The sequence below is a fragment of the Halomonas sp. M20 genome, assembly GCF_020622265.1.
Taxonomy (GTDB): domain Bacteria; phylum Pseudomonadota; class Gammaproteobacteria; order Pseudomonadales; family Halomonadaceae; genus Modicisalibacter.
This window is the reverse complement of record NZ_JACNMQ010000003.1, coordinates 138,650-153,414: the sequence shown is the minus strand read 5'-3', so window position 1 is coordinate 153,414 and position 14,765 is coordinate 138,650. Positions and strand designations below refer to the sequence as shown.

At 58.4% G+C, this 14,765-nt stretch carries 16 protein-coding genes; 6 read left to right on the top strand and 10 right to left on the bottom strand.

Features of this window, described 5'->3' with window-relative positions:
* Positions 1 to 21: 21 nt before the first annotated feature.
* The 3 genes from H7850_RS09615 to H7850_RS09605 form a co-directional block, all read right to left on the bottom strand.
* Positions 22 to 381, bottom strand: coding sequence for a hypothetical protein (locus H7850_RS09615; RefSeq protein ID WP_227369319.1), 360 nt, complete (start codon positions 379 to 381; stop codon positions 22 to 24).
* A 111-nt stretch (positions 382 to 492) separates the two neighbouring features.
* Positions 493 to 768: an HU family DNA-binding protein gene (locus H7850_RS09610; RefSeq protein ID WP_227369318.1), complete on the bottom strand. Its 276-nt coding sequence runs from the start codon at positions 766 to 768 to the stop codon at positions 493 to 495.
* Between the two features lie 121 nt (positions 769 to 889).
* Entirely contained in the window at positions 890 to 2,050 is a 1,161-nt protein-coding gene (locus H7850_RS09605) for an FAD-dependent oxidoreductase (protein WP_227369317.1), read from the bottom strand.
* Between the two features lie 146 nt (positions 2,051 to 2,196).
* On the opposite strand from H7850_RS09605, the gene H7850_RS09600 reads away from it, so the two are divergent.
* The 4 genes from H7850_RS09600 to phoR all read left to right on the top strand — a co-directional run bounded on the left by H7850_RS09600 (position 2,197) and on the right by phoR (position 5,710).
* Entirely contained in the window at positions 2,197 to 2,673 is a 477-nt protein-coding gene (locus H7850_RS09600) for a chorismate--pyruvate lyase family protein (protein ID WP_319799276.1), read from the top strand.
* 32 nt (positions 2,674 to 2,705) lie between these two features.
* On the top strand, positions 2,706 to 3,587 hold the full coding sequence (gene ubiA / locus H7850_RS09595; protein ID WP_227369315.1) for a 4-hydroxybenzoate octaprenyltransferase: 882 nt from the start codon (positions 2,706 to 2,708) through the stop codon (positions 3,585 to 3,587).
* Positions 3,588 to 3,664: 77 nt separating this feature from the next.
* Positions 3,665 to 4,354: a phosphate regulon transcriptional regulator PhoB gene (gene phoB, locus H7850_RS09590; RefSeq protein WP_227369314.1), complete on the top strand. Its 690-nt coding sequence runs from the start codon at positions 3,665 to 3,667 to the stop codon at positions 4,352 to 4,354.
* A gap of 9 nt (positions 4,355 to 4,363) precedes the next feature.
* Positions 4,364 to 5,710, top strand: a complete 1,347-nt coding sequence (phoR, locus tag H7850_RS09585; RefSeq protein WP_227369313.1) for a phosphate regulon sensor histidine kinase PhoR — start codon at positions 4,364 to 4,366, stop codon at positions 5,708 to 5,710.
* Positions 5,711 to 5,719: 9 nt separating this feature from the next.
* Here the strand turns inward: phoR and cysZ are convergent, their stop codons facing one another.
* Both cysZ and phoU read right to left on the bottom strand, forming a co-directional pair.
* Entirely contained in the window at positions 5,720 to 6,445 is a 726-nt protein-coding gene (cysZ, locus tag H7850_RS09580; RefSeq protein ID WP_227369312.1) for a sulfate transporter CysZ, read from the bottom strand.
* A 26-nt stretch (positions 6,446 to 6,471) separates the two neighbouring features.
* Positions 6,472 to 7,200, bottom strand: coding sequence for a phosphate signaling complex protein PhoU (gene phoU / locus H7850_RS09575; protein ID WP_227369311.1), 729 nt, complete (start codon positions 7,198 to 7,200; stop codon positions 6,472 to 6,474).
* Between the two features lie 240 nt (positions 7,201 to 7,440).
* Between phoU and H7850_RS09570 the strand changes: the two genes are divergently transcribed.
* Positions 7,441 to 7,845: an acyl-CoA thioesterase gene (locus H7850_RS09570; protein WP_227369310.1), complete on the top strand. Its 405-nt coding sequence runs from the start codon at positions 7,441 to 7,443 to the stop codon at positions 7,843 to 7,845.
* Positions 7,846 to 7,849: 4 nt separating this feature from the next.
* Here the strand turns inward: H7850_RS09570 and H7850_RS09565 are convergent, their stop codons facing one another.
* The 4 genes from H7850_RS09565 to hexR form a co-directional block, all read right to left on the bottom strand.
* Positions 7,850 to 8,953 (bottom strand): TRAP transporter substrate-binding protein, encoded by a 1,104-nt coding sequence (locus H7850_RS09565; protein WP_227369309.1) that lies wholly within the window; start codon positions 8,951 to 8,953, stop codon positions 7,850 to 7,852.
* An 83-nt stretch (positions 8,954 to 9,036) separates the two neighbouring features.
* Positions 9,037 to 9,522, bottom strand: a complete 486-nt coding sequence (locus H7850_RS09560) for a phosphate-starvation-inducible PsiE family protein (RefSeq protein WP_227369308.1) — start codon at positions 9,520 to 9,522, stop codon at positions 9,037 to 9,039.
* Between the two features lie 211 nt (positions 9,523 to 9,733).
* On the bottom strand, positions 9,734 to 11,950 hold the full coding sequence (gene uvrD, locus H7850_RS09555) for a DNA helicase II (protein WP_227369307.1): 2,217 nt from the start codon (positions 11,948 to 11,950) through the stop codon (positions 9,734 to 9,736).
* 105 nt (positions 11,951 to 12,055) lie between these two features.
* On the bottom strand, positions 12,056 to 12,910 hold the full coding sequence (gene hexR / locus H7850_RS09550; RefSeq protein ID WP_227369306.1) for a transcriptional regulator HexR: 855 nt from the start codon (positions 12,908 to 12,910) through the stop codon (positions 12,056 to 12,058).
* Between the two features lie 180 nt (positions 12,911 to 13,090).
* Between hexR and H7850_RS09545 the strand changes: the two genes are divergently transcribed.
* Positions 13,091 to 13,288 carry a PA3496 family putative envelope integrity protein gene (locus H7850_RS09545; RefSeq protein ID WP_227369305.1) on the top strand — a complete coding sequence of 66 codons (198 nt, stop codon included), beginning with the start codon at positions 13,091 to 13,093 and terminating at the stop codon, positions 13,286 to 13,288.
* 77 nt (positions 13,289 to 13,365) lie between these two features.
* On the opposite strand, the gene H7850_RS09540 is transcribed toward H7850_RS09545, so the two are convergent.
* The gene (locus H7850_RS09540; RefSeq protein WP_227369304.1) at positions 13,366 to 14,706 is read right to left on the bottom strand and encodes a sodium-dependent transporter; all 1,341 of its coding nucleotides are present in this window, start codon (positions 14,704 to 14,706) and stop codon (positions 13,366 to 13,368) included.
* Positions 14,707 to 14,765 lie beyond the last annotated feature (59 nt).

Below are 14,765 nucleotides of genomic sequence, written 5' to 3'. Positions count from 1 at the left end.
AGGAACAGGAGAACTCGTCGATCAGCGCAAATAGCGCAGCAGCTTCTGTAGCCGCGTCAGATCCTTCGAGTCCCCGACCAGACGCACACGGCCTTCCATCATGCCGTCGAGAAAGGCGCGCTGGGTAGGTTTCTTGAGAATGGCGACCGCCGCATCGGCATCCCGAAAACGTAGCTCGAGATCGAGATCCACCGGCAGGCCTGTGGCGCTCTCGATGCTATCCGGTGTCATGCGATAATGACGTGCAATGCGCAGATCCTCCGTGGCGACGCCCCAATCCAGACGGTGCATTTCATGCAGAGTCTCACGAAATCGCCGATTACCGCGCCGGGCGCGCTTCAACATCAGCCCCAGTAGCCACAACATCAGTTTTAATTTCATGGCATTACCCATTAGCGGCATAGAAAAAATTGCCGGCTGTAGAATAGCCGGCACGCTAGATCATTGCACGCAACGGTGCTGGTTCCACACCCTCATGAAGATGGGTTTCGCTTACTTTGAAACCGCATCCTTGAGGGATTTCCCGGCCTTGAAGGCAACGGTCTTGCTGGCGGGAATCTTTAGTGCCGCACCGGTTTGAGGGTTCTTGCCAGTGCGAGCGGCGCGTTCACGCACCACGAAGGAACCAAAACCGATCAACGAGACGTCCTGGCCTTGAGCAACGGTGCCGGTAATCTCATCGAGAATAACGTTGAGGACTTGGCTGGCCTTATCCTTGGAAAGATCGGCACGCTCGGCAATTGCCGCGGCGAGTTCTGGCTTACGCATGTAGCACTCCTGATTTGGTCATGACAAGATGGCAATATTCACCATCCCTTGTTGTTGTACAAACAATTATGAAACTACTTCTTCGCGGTATTATGAATACCAACGAAATATTACTACGCGCCTAGACTAACAATCTAGGTGCGGCTCGCGCTAGCTCGACTTTCCTCCGCACACTTCGCCCTGTCAACGCAAAGCCAATCAACTGTCCTTCCTCGTCTTCAGCCAATGCCGTCAGATCGCTGCCTTCACCCTCGATGCGCCAACGGGCGGGCGTCCGTCGTGAAGGTAGCGCCACTACGGGGCAGGCCGGTGTCTTGACCAGTATCGGCCAGGCGCCATATCTGACCGGGGTCGGGGTGTCGGTCAAGGTAGCCGCCAGAGCCTTGGCGCTGGTCTGGAGTGGCTGAACGTACATGGCGTTGAGCCCTGCAACACAAGCACCATCGCCCAACGCATAAATGCCGGGCGCCGAGGTCCGCAGGTAGCGATCGGTATGAATGCCCTCTGCGCTCACTTCGAGCCCCGCTTGGCGCGCCAGTTCGATGCGCGGCATCAAACCGGTGGCGATCAGCACCAGATCGGCCTTTAGGGATTGACCGTCACCGAGTGTCAGCGCTGCACCGGCATCGTCGCCCTGCAATGCTTCGATCATCCGCCCCAGCTTCATGTCGATGCCGATATCAAGGAACGCCTTCCCCAGCACGCGGCCCAATGGCTCCGGAAGAAGCCGTATCAAGGGGGTGTTTTCCGGCGCGATCATGACAACCTCGTGGCCACCGGCGCGCAGGTCGTTGGCATATTCGCAGCCCACCAGGCCGGCACCCAGGATCGCCACGCGTCCGGGACGCTCCAGCGCCGTCAGCGCCGCATGAAAGGCGCGATAATCATCGAGATCGTTGATGGTGAAGGCTCGCCCGCGGAGAGAGTCGGGGATATCGAAGGGAGGCCGAGGCGCGGCGCCGGTGGCCAGCACCAATTCGCCGTAGGCAAGACGCTCGCTGCCCAGCACCAGTTCCGCGGCCTGCGTATCGATGGCATCCACCCGGGTGTGGGTACGCACTACCGCTCGCAGCTCATCAGCGACCTGCAGGGCATTGCGTCCCACCAGCTTCTCCGGCGATATCTGCTTGGCGAAACCGGTCGAGAGCAGGGGCTTGGAGTAGTCATCGCCACTATCCGCGGTAATCAGCGTGATCCGACGCTCCGAATCTCGAATACGCAGTTGACGGGCCAGCCCGAGCCCGGCCATACCGGTACCAAGAATGGTCAAGGGTGCGCTCATGGAACTCCTGCCAAGCGATTCATGAAAGACCCCTCATGGTACACTACGGCCCCCTGATTTGACCCGGAGCCCGTGTGAGCGCCGATCTTCGACCCTGTCCATTCTTGAAAGTGTCCTGGCGCCCTGCCCCTGCCTGGCGACCGGCCATGAGCAGCGACTGGTGGCACTGGGTCGCGTCCACGGATTCGCTCACCCAGCGCTTGATCGTGGCAGCGAGAGGCGAGTTCAATGTCCGCTTGCTCGTGCAGCGTCTGGACCGACCGCGTCGAGACGAGGCGCTTGCGTTGAAAATCCCCTTCAACCAATGGATCTGGCGACGCGAAGTGGCCTTGTGCGCCGGTAATCAGCCTTGGGTCGTGGCCCGTTCCGTCGCGCCGTTGAGTTCGCTGCAGGGGCAGCGCCTGGGGCAACTGGGTGAACGCTCCCTGGGCAGTTGGCTGTTCCGCCAGCCGGATCTCGAACGGGGCCCTATCGAGATAACCCGGCAGCCGGCACCCTTTCATTCCGCCGAGCCGGGCCCTTGGGGGCGGCGTTCGCTGTTTCGTCATGGCCGTTTCAGGATCCTGGTACAGGAGTTCTTTCTCGCGCGCATGGCGGATGAACTGAAGCTGCCAAGGCGCTAGACTGGGCCCGCGATCCTTTCTCGGAGACCCTCATGGATCAGGCCGTTCGCCCTCGTGGCCTCAAACGACTCCCCGACTTCCTGCAGCTGACCCGGCTCGACCGGCCGATCGGCACCTGGCTTTTGATGTGGCCGACCCTGTGGGCCCTATGGGTTGCCGCCAATGGCCTGCCGGCCCGTGACACCTTGCTGATCTTCGTCGCCGGGGTGTATCTCATGCGTGCCGCCGGCTGCGTGATCAACGACTATGCGGATCGTCACTGGGACGGCCATGTCAAACGCACCAAGACACGCCCCCTGGCTACTGGGCGGATCAGCGAAAACGAGGCCAAAGGGCTTTTCGCCGGCCTGGTGATCGTGGCCTTCCTGCTGGTGTGCCTCACCAATGTCTTTACCGTGATGCTTGCCTTCGGCGGTGTGGTGCTGGCCTTCATCTATCCCTTCATGAAGCGCTACACGAATTGGCCGCAGCTGTTTCTCGGCGCAGCGTTTTCCTGGTCGATCCCCATGGCCTTCGGCGCCGTGCTGGGAACGGTTCCCGTGGAAGCCTGGCTGTTGTTCTGCGCCAACCTGGCCTGGACCGTGGCCTACGACACCGAGTACGCCATGGTCGACCGGGATGACGACCTGAAGGTCGGCATCAAGTCCACCGCAGTACTGTTCGGCCGCTATGACCGGCTGATGATCGGCCTGCTACAGCTGGCGACCCTCACGCTTCTGGCCATCGTCGGTGCTCGCCTCGCGCTGGGGGGCTTCTTCTGGCTGGGTCTTCTCGCGATGGCATTGATCTTCGTCTACCAGCACTGGCTGATCCACCACCGCTCCCGGGAGCGCTGCTTTCAGGCGTTTCTCAACAATCATTGGGCGGGGTTGGTGGTGTGTGCGGGGCTGATCCTAGAACTCTGGCCTGCCTAAAAAGTGCCTGTCACAAGATTGTCATGTATACGAGGTGTAATCGTCATCGTTCTGTCATTGCGAAGCGAGGCCAGTGGATGACTGCCAAGACCGTTCTTATCGTCGATGACGAAGCCGCCATTCGCGAGATGATCGCCGTCGCCCTGGAGATGGCAGATTACCGGGTGCTGGAAGCGGACAACGCCCAAGCGGCTCACGCCCTGATCGTCGATGAGCAACCCGATCTGCTGCTGCTCGACTGGATGATGCCGGGCACCAACGGCATCGAACTCGCCCGGCGATTGAAGCACGAGGAAGCCACCAGCGAGTTGCCGATTATCCTGCTTACCGCCAAGAGCGAAGAAGACAACAAGATACTGGGCCTGGAAGCCGGGGCTGACGATTACATCACCAAGCCGTTTTCACCTCGAGAGCTGGTGGCTCGCTTGCGAGCGGTACTGCGTCGCACTACTCCTAGGGGTATCGAGGAGGCGGTAGAGGTCGAGGGACTTTTGCTCGATCCCGCCAGCCACCGGGTATCGTCCAACGGTCAGGCGCTGGAAATAGGCCCCACGGAGTACCGCCTGTTACAGTTCTTCATGACCCATCAGGAGCGTGTCTATACCCGGGGCCAGCTGCTCGACCAGGTGTGGGGGGGTAATGTCTATGTCGAGGAGCGTACCGTGGATGTGCATATCCGCCGCCTACGCAAGGCCCTGGGCGAGCCCCATCAACATCTGATCCAGACCGTGCGCGGCACCGGCTACCGTTTTTCGACCCAGCTATGACCCCGACCCATGTACTACTGGACCAATGAACTCTGGCGGCTTGCCTATCTGATCATCGGCATGGGCGGCCTGGGCTGGCTCATCGGCCTGCCCGGCTGGGGGCTGGCCGCAGGGCTTGCGCTGTTCATCGCCATTCACATTCGCCATTTGCGCCAGCTCTACGCCTGGCTGTATCAAAATCCCCATCAGGAACCCCCTGCCGGTACCGGCGTATGGGGTGATCTCTTCGATCGCCTGTATCGCTACCAAAAAGCCCAGCATAAGGCCCAGTCACGCTTGCGCGACGTCATTCGCCGCGTCCAGGAGTCCGCGGAAGCCATGCGCGACAGCGTGGTGATGCTCGACCGGCGCGGCAATCTGGATTGGTGGAACAGCGCCGCCGAATACATGCTGGGCCTGAAATCTTCTCAGGATCGCGGCCAGCACGTTACCAACTTGCTGCGCGACCCGCAGTTCATCGCCTATTTCGAGGCCCGGGACTATCGCGAGCCCCTGATCCTGGCCTCGCCAGTGCGCGGAGATCTGGTCCTGCAGTTTCAGTTGACCCTGTTCGGCGATGACGAACGCCTGATCCTGGTGCGGGACATCACTCGCCTGCAGCGTCTGGAGCAGATGCGCCAGGACTTCGTCGCCAACGTGTCCCATGAGTTGAAGACGCCGCTGACGGTATTGGTCGGCTATCTGGAAACCTACAGCGAACATGCCGAGCAACTGCCCCCGCGCTGGCAACGCGGGTTACAACAGATGCAGGAACAGACCCTGCGCATGCAGAACCTGGTCACCGACCTGCTGCTGCTTTCGCGGCTGGAAACCGATCACCGTACCCAGCAAACCACGAAGATCGCACTTCCCGGCTTGCTGGAAAGCATTCGCCGGGATGCCGAGACCCTCTCGGACAACAGCCATACCCTGCGCCTCGAGATCGAAGAGCCACGGGCTATTGTCGGTGCCGAGCAAGAGATCCGAAGCGCCATCTCCAATCTGGTCTTCAATGCCGTGCGCTACACCACTCCGGGCAGCACCGTCACCCTGCGCTGGCACCCTTGGCGAACAGGCAGCGCGGCTCTGGAAGTGATCGACGATGGCGAAGGTATCGATCCGGTGCATATCCCACGCCTCACCGAACGCTTCTATCGTGTCGACAAGGGCCGCAGCACCGCCACCGGCGGCACCGGGCTAGGCTTGGCTATCGTCAAGCATGTGTTGTTACGCCATGACGCTCATCTGGAAATCGAATCTCGCCTGGGCCAGGGCGCGCTGTTTCGCTGCGTCTTTCCCGCAGCGCGACTGACACAGGCCGCTGGCGATATCTCGCAAGAATCGACGCCCATCCCCGATAGCCTGCGCCGGCGCTGAGAGTCTCAATCAGCGCCGTATCGGCAGTGCCTGGTAGTGCTGCCGCCACATCAGTACCGAGGCGGCTACCGCCCCGGGCAGCAAAATGAGGTTGGCTACGGGTATCCAGGTCGCCAGCAGCACCCAGCCACCGAAGGTCAGCGTCGGCCACCAGCGTGAACGTAGCCGGCGCTTCATGTCATCGAAGCTGACTTGATTGTTGTCCATCGGGTAGTCGAGATAGGTGACGGCCATCATCCAGGCGGAGAACGCCGCCCACAGAAAGGGCATCGCCAAATTCAGCCCCGGCACGAACCCGAGCAGAAACAGAAGCGCCATGCGCGGCAGGATATAGCTCAGTTTGACCAGTTCGCGACCCAAGGCGTCGGTGGCGCTACGCCAGAAACCACGATCATCCAGGGGCGGGCTGCCGGTGACGCGCAATTCCACCTTCTCGGCGAGAAAGCCATAAAAGGGGGCGGCGATGAGATTGGAGACCAGGGAAAAGGTGAAAAACACGATCAACCCAAGGCTTATCACCAGCAGCGGCCAAATCAGCCACTCGAGCCACATGAGCCAACTCGGCACCTTGAGCATCCAGTAATCGAGCCAGCCGCCGAAATTGTTAAGCAGATAGGCGATGGTGCCTACATAAAGCACTAGATTGACCAGTATCGGCAGGAAAACGTAGCGCCGCAGCCCTTTCGAGAGAACCAGCCGCGTTCCCTGGGTCAGGGCACCAAAAGCATTGAGCATGAAAAGGCTTAACTCCTGAGAAAAGCCTAAACCTTACCCTTGAGCGCCGCCTCGTCAAGTGTATTGGCGTCGATATGACGAATATCCAGCCCCTTGACCAGATACACCACATACTCCGCCAGATTGTCCGCATGATCGCCGATGCGCTCCAACGCCCGCAGAATCCACATCACACTCAGAATGGAGCTGATCGACCGCGGATCTTCCATCATAAAAGTCATCAGCGAGCGCATGGCGGTGGTGTACTCGGTATCCACCAGTTCATCTTCCCGGGCGACGCTCAGCGCCAGCTCCGTGTCGAAGCGGGCGAAAGCAGTCAGCGCATCTCGCACCATCTTGCGCACATGCTCGCTGATGTGACGCACCTCGACGAACCCGCGTGGATTGCGTCCAGCTTCTGTCAGGGCCATGGCGTTACGGGCGATTTTGCTGGCTTCATCGCCGATACGTTCGAGATCCGAGGTGGCCCGGATCACCGCCAGTACCAGGCGCAGATCCGACGCAGCCGGCTGGCGGCGCGCCAGCACCCGGGTACACTCTTCGTCGATCTTGATCTGCATGCTGTTGACGGCCTGGTCGTTGTCGCAGACCTCTTCCGCCAGGTGGCTATCCCCCTCGAGGAGTGCATGAATGGCACTCTCGACCTGCTTCTCGACCAACCCGCCCATGGCCATCAGATGGGTCTTGAGTGCTTCGAGTTCCTGATTGAACTGCTTGGAGATATGCTGACCGTGAGTGTCACTGGTGATGTCCATGGAAATCTCCTGGGCGGGGCGTGGGGTTGGAGACAAGAATGACAGGAAAAGATGACAATTCGATTAAACATTGCTCACTTCGTCACGTCAGGACGCAAACGTAAGCGGCGAACAACACCATGACTGGCCGATTACCCGAGATGGCGTTTAAGATAGCGCGCTTGATATAACCTGTTTGGCATCGCCTTGTTTGAATTGGCCATTCACAACATCACAATAAGCCATTGGAAGAAGACCCTCATGACCGATCTCGACGATATCCCCACCCCTCAGGGCGATTTGACCCTCAAGCTGCTTACTTCCCGGCAGGACACCAATTTTTATGGCGATATTACCGGCGGTTGGCTGATCAATCACATGGATCAAGCTGCGGAGCTGTGTGCCAGTCGTCTGGCCCATGGACGCACTGCAACGGTGGCCATTGAAGCCATGGATTTCCTGTGTCCGGTACGGGTTGGCTCCGTGGTGAGCGTCTTCACCCAAGCTCAGGATATAGGGCGCAGTTCGATCAAGATCGATGTCGAGGTGTGGATACGCCCGCATCAGGAACGCAACCCCGATGAACTTTACAAGGTCACCGAGGCTCGCTTCGTAGTGGTCGCCCTGGACGATAACGGCCGGATTCGTGCCGTGCCCGGCGAGTGATGGGTTATTTCGCTTCGCTCGCCAGCTGACGATTCTTCAGGTAGGCGAACTCGCCCACATCGGTATAGGACGATACGAGCTGCTGGAAGGCCTTATAGGAGTCGTAGATCTCCTTCGAGCTGTCGTCTTTGTCGATCTGTTCCTGCAGCACTTCCTCGGAAGCCTTGCTCAACGCTTTGATGACATCCTCGGGTAGGGAGCGCAACTTCACGCCGTGCTTGTCCACTAGCGCCTTCAAGGATTGCGCATTGCGATGAGTGAACTCGTTGATCATGGCCAGATTGGCGGAGCGTGCCGCCTCCTCGACCACCGCCTTGAGATCGTCGGGCAGCTCATTCCAGGCATCCAGATTGACGGTGCCTTCCAGCGCGGCGCTGGGCTCGTTCCAGGCGGTAGTGTAGTAATAATCGGCGACCTGATGCAGACCGAAGGCCAGGTCGTTGTAAGGGCCGACCCAATCCGCGGCATCCAGCACACCGGTCTGCATCGAAGTGAAGATTTCAGAACCCGGCATGTTCACCGCCGTGGCGCCGATACGGTTCATGACCTCTCCGGCCAGCCCTGGCAGGCGGATCTTGAGCCCCTTCATGTCCTCCAGGGAATTGATTTCCTTCTTGAACCACCCCGCCATCTGGGTACCGGTATTGCCCACCGCGAAGGGCTTGAGATTGTGCTCCTCGTAGAGCGCATCCCATAGCTTCATGCCATCGCCACGGTACAACCAGGCGTTGGTCTCGTTGACCGTCATGCCGAAGGGTACCGCGGTGAAGAATTGCGCCGCCGGTACCTTGCCCCTCCAGTAATAGGCAGCGGAGTGGCCCATTTGCGCCGTGCCGCTTGATACCGCATCGAACACCTCCAGCGCCGGCACCAGATCGCCGGCACCGTACACATCGACCTGCAGTCGCCCTCCGGAGAGCGTATTGATGCGCTCCGCCAGATCGTTGGCACCGGTACCCAAGGCTGGAAAGTTCTTCGGCCAGGAGGTGACCATCTTCCATTTGATGGGCTTTTTTTCCTCCTCGGCACGAGCAGTTGACACGAAAGGTGCGGCGGCGATACCCGCGGCACCGGCGCCCAGGCCGGTAAGAAACTTGCGACGTTGCATGATGATGCGACTCCATGTGCGTTGTTCTTGCTCTGGCAGTATGCGCGATAGTCGAATTGGCCGGCAAGTCGATGGCTCCCGAATCAGAGGGCATCATTCTCATTGCGATGCACCCGATTACCGTGACGCACCAGCCAGTAGCAGATACCCACCGCCAGCACTGCGGTGGCCAGTGCGAATATCTTCAGCGGTTCGATGGTATCGATATCCATCACCATAAATTTGCGCACCAATGCCATGATGGCGATCAGCACCACGATCTCGACATGGATGAAACCTCCGTCCCCCTCCATGGTACGCACAATGGAGTTGTTGAACTCCATGGCGATCAACACGGTGAGAATCATGTCGAATACCAACTGAAACACCCGATAGTCGAAAGGATCTCGGGTCTGCACGAATAATAGGGTGATGACGTGGGACACCAGGTAATAGAGCGCCACCAACACCACACCGCTGATGGCAATCGTCAACATCAAGGACACCAGCCGCTCGAATCGTTGATAACCGCTCAACGACGACCAGCCGGACAACAGTTCGGGAAACATCTCCCATAAACGCAGCTTCATCAACCACCTCGTTGTGTACGGCAAACCTCTAATGGCTGCTGTTCTAATTCTTCGTCTGTATCTAAGAGGGGGTTTACAAAACAGGCGAACGAAGGCAAGACAAGGCGAAATAGAACGAAAAAGCGCAGTTTACTGGGTGTAAATGAGCATTTTGAGGTCAATTTCAACGCTGTATTGCCAAGTGCAGGCATTTTGTAAACACCCTCTAAAGCTAAAGCGGGGTCAGCTTGGCAAACCCCAGCACCAGCCACTTGTCACCTTCGCCTTCGAAGCTGACCTGCACCCGGGCGCGTTCGCCCTGGCCCACGGCGTTGAGGATTATTCCTTCGCCGAACAATGGATGGCTGACCCGCTGGCCCAGGGAAAGGGATGGCAACTCGTCGCCTGCCGACACCGACTCCTGGCGCAATCCTGGGTTTGGGCGGGAGGTGACCGGGCGGGATATCTGGCCTCGCAGACGGACTTCTTCGAGCAGCTCTTCCGGCAGCTCGCGCAGGAAGCGCGAGGCACGCTGGAAGGTCTCCTTGCCGTGCAGCCGACGCAGCTCCGCATAGGTAAGGTAAAGTTTGTGCATGGCCCGAGTCAGCCCCACATAGGCGAGCCGGCGCTCTTCTTCAAGACGCCCTGACTCCTCGAGAGACATCTTATGGGGAAAGAGCCCCTCCTCGACCCCGGCGATGAAGACCACCGGGAATTCCAGGCCCTTGGCGGAGTGCAGCGTCATCAATTGCACGCCGTCCTCGAACTCGTCCGCCTCGTGATCGCCGGCATTGAGGGCGGCTTCCGCCAGAAAAGGCTCCATGGCCGCGGCGCCCTCTCCGGCTTCCTGCAGCAGCAGGGCATCGCCCTGGGTGAAGGCCCGAGCGGCATTGACCAGTTCTTCGAGGTTCTCGACTCGCGCCTGCCCTTTTTCACCCTTTTCGTTGCGGTGATGCTCGATGAGTCCTGAAAGCTCGCTCACATGAGTGATGATTTCGTGCAATGCCATACCGGCAGTCTCGTTATCGAGACGCTCAATCAGATTGGCGAAAGCCTGCACAGCGTTGCCGGCACGGCCCTTGAGGGTGGCGTCGCTAAGGCTATCGTGCAGCGCCTGCCACAGCGACACATTCTGATGGCGGGCGCGCTCCCGCAGGATTTCCACGGTACGGGTACCGATGCCCCGGGCGGGCACGTTGATGACCCGCTCCAATGAGGCATCGTCATCCCGATTGAGCAGCAAACGCAGATAGGCCAGAGCATTCTTGATTTCCAGACGCTCGTAGAAGCGCTGGCCGCCGTAGATGCGATAGGGCATTCCTTGGCGGATCAGGGTCTCCTCCAGCACCCGGGACTGAGCGTTGGAGCGATAGAGGATGGCGATCTCGCTGCGATAAAAGCCTTCGTCGAGCTTTTCCTTGATGGTGTCGACGATGAAACGCGCTTCGTCGAGATCGTTGAAACCGGCATAGACGGAGATCGGCTCGCCCTTGGCACCGGCGGTCCACAGCTCCTTGCCCATGCGCCCGGTGTTATGGCTGATCAGCGCGTTGGCGGCATCGAGAATGGCGCTGGTGGAGCGATAGTTCTGTTCCAGGCGCACCGTGTGGGTGTTGTTGAACTCCTGCTCGAAGCGGCGAATGTTCTCGATTTTCGCCCCGCGCCAGCCATAAATCGACTGGTCGTCGTCGCCGACCACGGTCACACCGGCGTTCTCTCCCGCGAGCAGCTTGAGCCAGGCATACTGCAGGGTGTTGGTATCCTGGAACTCGTCCACCAGCAGATGGGCGAAGCGCTCCCGGTAGTGGGCCAGCAGGCGGGGATTGTCCCGCAAGAGCTCCAGGCTTCGCAGCAGCAGTTCGCCGAAATCCACCAGGCCGCCGCGTTCACAGGTCAGTTGATAGCGCTCGTAAAGCTCCACCATTTGATCCATGTAGGCGTCGCCGTGGGTTTGTACCTCCTGAGGGCGTAGCCCCTCCTCCTTGCAACCGGAGATGAAGTACTGCACCTGCCGCGGTGGATAGCGCTCGTCGTCGATGCTGTGATCCTTGAGCAGACGCTTGACCAGACGCAGCTGATCGTCGGAATCGATGATCTGAAAATGCTGGGGCAGCCGGGCATCCTGCCAATGGGTGCGCAGCAGACGATGCGCGATGGAGTGAAAGGTGCCGACCCAGACATTGCGCAGGGACATGCCCAGCAGCGCCTCAAGCCGGGTACGCATTTCCCGGGCCGCCTTGTTGGTGAAGGTCACGGCGAGGATGGCGTAGGGGGAAAGCTGCTCGACCTGCATCAGCCAGGCGATGCGGTGCACTAGCACCCGGGTCTTGCCGGAGCCGGCCCCGGCAAGCACCAGCATATTGCCCTGGGGAGCGCTGACGGCTTCGCGCTGGGCGGGGTTGAGATCGTCGAGAAGTGGCGAAACGTCGCCCGGCAAAACGTCGTCCATGGAAGCGGCTATCGGCATCGAAAATGGAGGCCAAGCTTAGCATATCTAGCTTCTTCAACGTTGAAGCCAATTCATTACTCGAAGTATTGCCGAGCGCAGCCAGTCCTATTCCGCCTCAGAAAAACGCAACGGATTGAGACTTCGTTTGACCGCTTTCAATTGTTCGGCCAGCTTGGGCCCGCGAGTCTTGGCGACCCCTACCGCCAGCACATCGATCAGCACCAGATGCGCGATGCGGGAGCTCATTGGCGTATAGATCTCGGTATCTTCATGCACATCGATAGGCAAGGATAGCGTCACTTCTCCAGCCAGGGGCGATCCACTCGGACACAGACCGATTACCGTAGCCCCGGATTCTCGGGCCATGCGTACGCTGGCAACTAGCGCCCGGGTACGTCCGGTCTGAGAAATAGCGACTACCGCATCGCCTTCCTTCAGCGTCGCCGCCGACATGTTCTGCATATGCGGATCAGAATAGGCGGAGGTCGATATCTGCAAACGAAAGAACTTGTGCTGAGCATCGAAAGCTACTGCCCCGGAAGCACCGAATCCGTAGAACTCAACACGATTGGCCATGGCAAGTGCATTGATTGCTTTACTCAAAGCATCGTTGTCGAGCCGATCCCGTATTGAAAGCAAGGTACCTACGGTGGAATCAAAGATGCTGTGAGAGAACTCCGCCACGCTGTCGCTATCGTTCATGGAGAACTGAGCGAATTGGCTGCCTGAAGCCAGCATTTGAGCGAGCTTGAGCTTGAAATCCTGAAACCCGTTGCAACCCAGCGCCCGACAAAAACGGACTACCGTCGGTTCGCTGACTTTGGCCTCGGTGGCCAGATCGACGATCCGCATATGGATGACTTCTTCAGGATTGCGCAAGACGAAGCGTGCCACTTTTTGCTCGGAGCGACGAAAGTGCTCCATGCGTCGTCTCATTTCATCAAATAGAGCACGGCTCACGATTTCATTCCTAGTTTTTCCCTGATGCTACAGCGTTTGGGTTCATCTAATGTGAAGAATAGTCGCCCTTAATACGACTTACTTGAGAATTCGTATTCAACGCCATCGCTATAATACATACGCTATAGTCAGATTCGACGCGTCGATGATAGTGACTTTTAATAATGAGGAGCGTCGCTCATGCGTAAAGCCGAACAATTGATACCATTGAAACGTGAACTTCTCGACATTTCCATGTCCATGAAAGTTACGGAGCACGAAACCCGTAAGAAGAATGCCGCAGTCCGTTATCTTCGTGCTCGACGTGGTATCGAAATCCGTAATGAGACGAAACGTCTGGAACAAGATATTGCGGACTACGATGATAGTTGGCACTAAATCCTAGGCCATATCGTTTATACTCGATAAACGGGCCTTCACGCATGAAGACCCGTCATGTTCAGTTGTCAGTGGATTCAAAGACTGCTGATGAATACCACGATGACGCCAATGGGTGCCACGAAGCGGATAGTTAGCGTCCAGAGTGCACTTCCCGTACTCCCAAGACCCAATTCCTGCCGCACTTTCTCGCCGTTCATGAACCAGCCCACAAATATTACTGCCAACAAACCGGTCAACGGTAATAAGTACTTACTGGTCAACGTATCCAGGAAGTCAAAAATACTGAGCCCAAGGATGCTGACCTCGGACCAGGCATTGAACGACAGCAATGCTGCAATACCCAGAGCCCAGGTTGCCAACCCGGCCACCAGGGTGGCACCCACGCGGGATAGCGGCGTGCGTTCTTCAACGGTTTCTACTACTGGCTCTAGCAGGGAAATCGCCGAGGTCAGGGCGGCAAAGGTCAACAGCAGGAAGAACAGCAGCCCGATGATCACGCCGCCGGTCATGTTGCCGAAGGCCAACGGCAAGGTAACGAAAATCAAACCTGGACCGGAACTCGGATCGAGCCCATTGGCAAACACGATGGGGAAAATCGCCAGTCCCGCCACCAACGCAAATACCGTATCCAGAATGATGACGGTGCGGGCGGTACTGAGCAAGTTGACCTCTACTCCCAGATAAGAGCCGTAGGCCATCATGATGCCCATCCCGAGAGACAAAGTGAAGAATGCCTGCCCCATGGCCGCCAGCACTACATCGCCTCCCAGGGCACTCCAATCCGGGTTGAACATGAAGCTTATCGCCTCGCCAAAATGGCCTGAAAACAGGCCATAGCCCACCAGCACCACGAGTATGATACCCAGGGCCGGCATCAAGGTGCGCACTGCTCCCTCAAGACCTGCTTTTACGCCCCGAGCAACGATACCGATGACCAGCACCATGAAGACGGAATGCCACAGCAGTAGTGTACTCGAGTCGGCCAATAGCCCGTTGAACAGCTCGCCAATGGCATCCGCATTCTGACCACTGAAATCACCGGTGACGGAGCTCAGGGTGTAGGAAAGAGACCAACCCCCGATCACGCTGTAGAACGACAGGATGATGAACGCCCCGAGCACCCCGCTGATACCCACCACGGTCCAGGCCTTGCTTCGCCCTTCCTGGCTGGCCATATCCGCCATGGAGTTGATGGGGTTCTTCTGGCCGCGTCGGCCCAGGAGCCACTCGGACACCAGAATTGGCAAACCGACCAGAGCGATACAGATCAAATAGACGAGCACGAAGGCGGCACCACCGCTTTCGCCCACCATGTACGGAAATTTCCAGATATTACCCAAGCCGACCGCGGAACCGGTGGCCGCCAGAATGAATGTCAGCTTCGAAGACCACTGAGCGTGGGATATTTTTGCCATGTTTTACCCTGATATTGCATATCGTCACTAGCCGTTCGGAGAAAGCGACGTAGCGTATT

Excerpts from the sequence above, each read along its gene's own strand:
- cysZ (WP_227369312.1), bottom strand. The coding sequence starts at position 6,445 with ATGCTCAATGCTTTTGGTGCCCTGACCCAGGGAACGCGGCTGGTTCTC.
- phoU (WP_227369311.1), bottom strand. The coding sequence starts at position 7,200 with ATGGACATCACCAGTGACACTCACGGTCAGCATATCTCCAAGCAGTTC.
- H7850_RS09570 (WP_227369310.1), top strand. The coding sequence starts at position 7,441 with ATGACCGATCTCGACGATATCCCCACCCCTCAGGGCGATTTGACCCTC.
- phoB (WP_227369314.1), top strand. The coding sequence starts at position 3,665 with ATGACTGCCAAGACCGTTCTTATCGTCGATGACGAAGCCGCCATTCGC.
- H7850_RS09610 (WP_227369318.1), bottom strand. The coding sequence starts at position 768 with ATGCGTAAGCCAGAACTCGCCGCGGCAATTGCCGAGCGTGCCGATCTT.
- phoR (WP_227369313.1), top strand. The coding sequence starts at position 4,364 with ATGTACTACTGGACCAATGAACTCTGGCGGCTTGCCTATCTGATCATC.
- ubiA (WP_227369315.1), top strand. The coding sequence starts at position 2,706 with ATGGATCAGGCCGTTCGCCCTCGTGGCCTCAAACGACTCCCCGACTTC.
- H7850_RS09605 (WP_227369317.1), bottom strand. The coding sequence starts at position 2,050 with ATGAGCGCACCCTTGACCATTCTTGGTACCGGTATGGCCGGGCTCGGG.
- H7850_RS09545 (WP_227369305.1), top strand. The coding sequence starts at position 13,091 with ATGCGTAAAGCCGAACAATTGATACCATTGAAACGTGAACTTCTCGAC.
- H7850_RS09600 (WP_319799276.1), top strand. The coding sequence starts at position 2,197 with ATGAGCAGCGACTGGTGGCACTGGGTCGCGTCCACGGATTCGCTCACC.
- H7850_RS09540 (WP_227369304.1), bottom strand. The coding sequence starts at position 14,706 with ATGGCAAAAATATCCCACGCTCAGTGGTCTTCGAAGCTGACATTCATT.
- H7850_RS09615 (WP_227369319.1), bottom strand. The coding sequence starts at position 381 with ATGAAATTAAAACTGATGTTGTGGCTACTGGGGCTGATGTTGAAGCGC.
- uvrD (WP_227369307.1), bottom strand. The coding sequence starts at position 11,950 with ATGGACGACGTTTTGCCGGGCGACGTTTCGCCACTTCTCGACGATCTC.
- H7850_RS09560 (WP_227369308.1), bottom strand. The coding sequence starts at position 9,522 with ATGAAGCTGCGTTTATGGGAGATGTTTCCCGAACTGTTGTCCGGCTGG.
- H7850_RS09565 (WP_227369309.1), bottom strand. The coding sequence starts at position 8,953 with ATGCAACGTCGCAAGTTTCTTACCGGCCTGGGCGCCGGTGCCGCGGGT.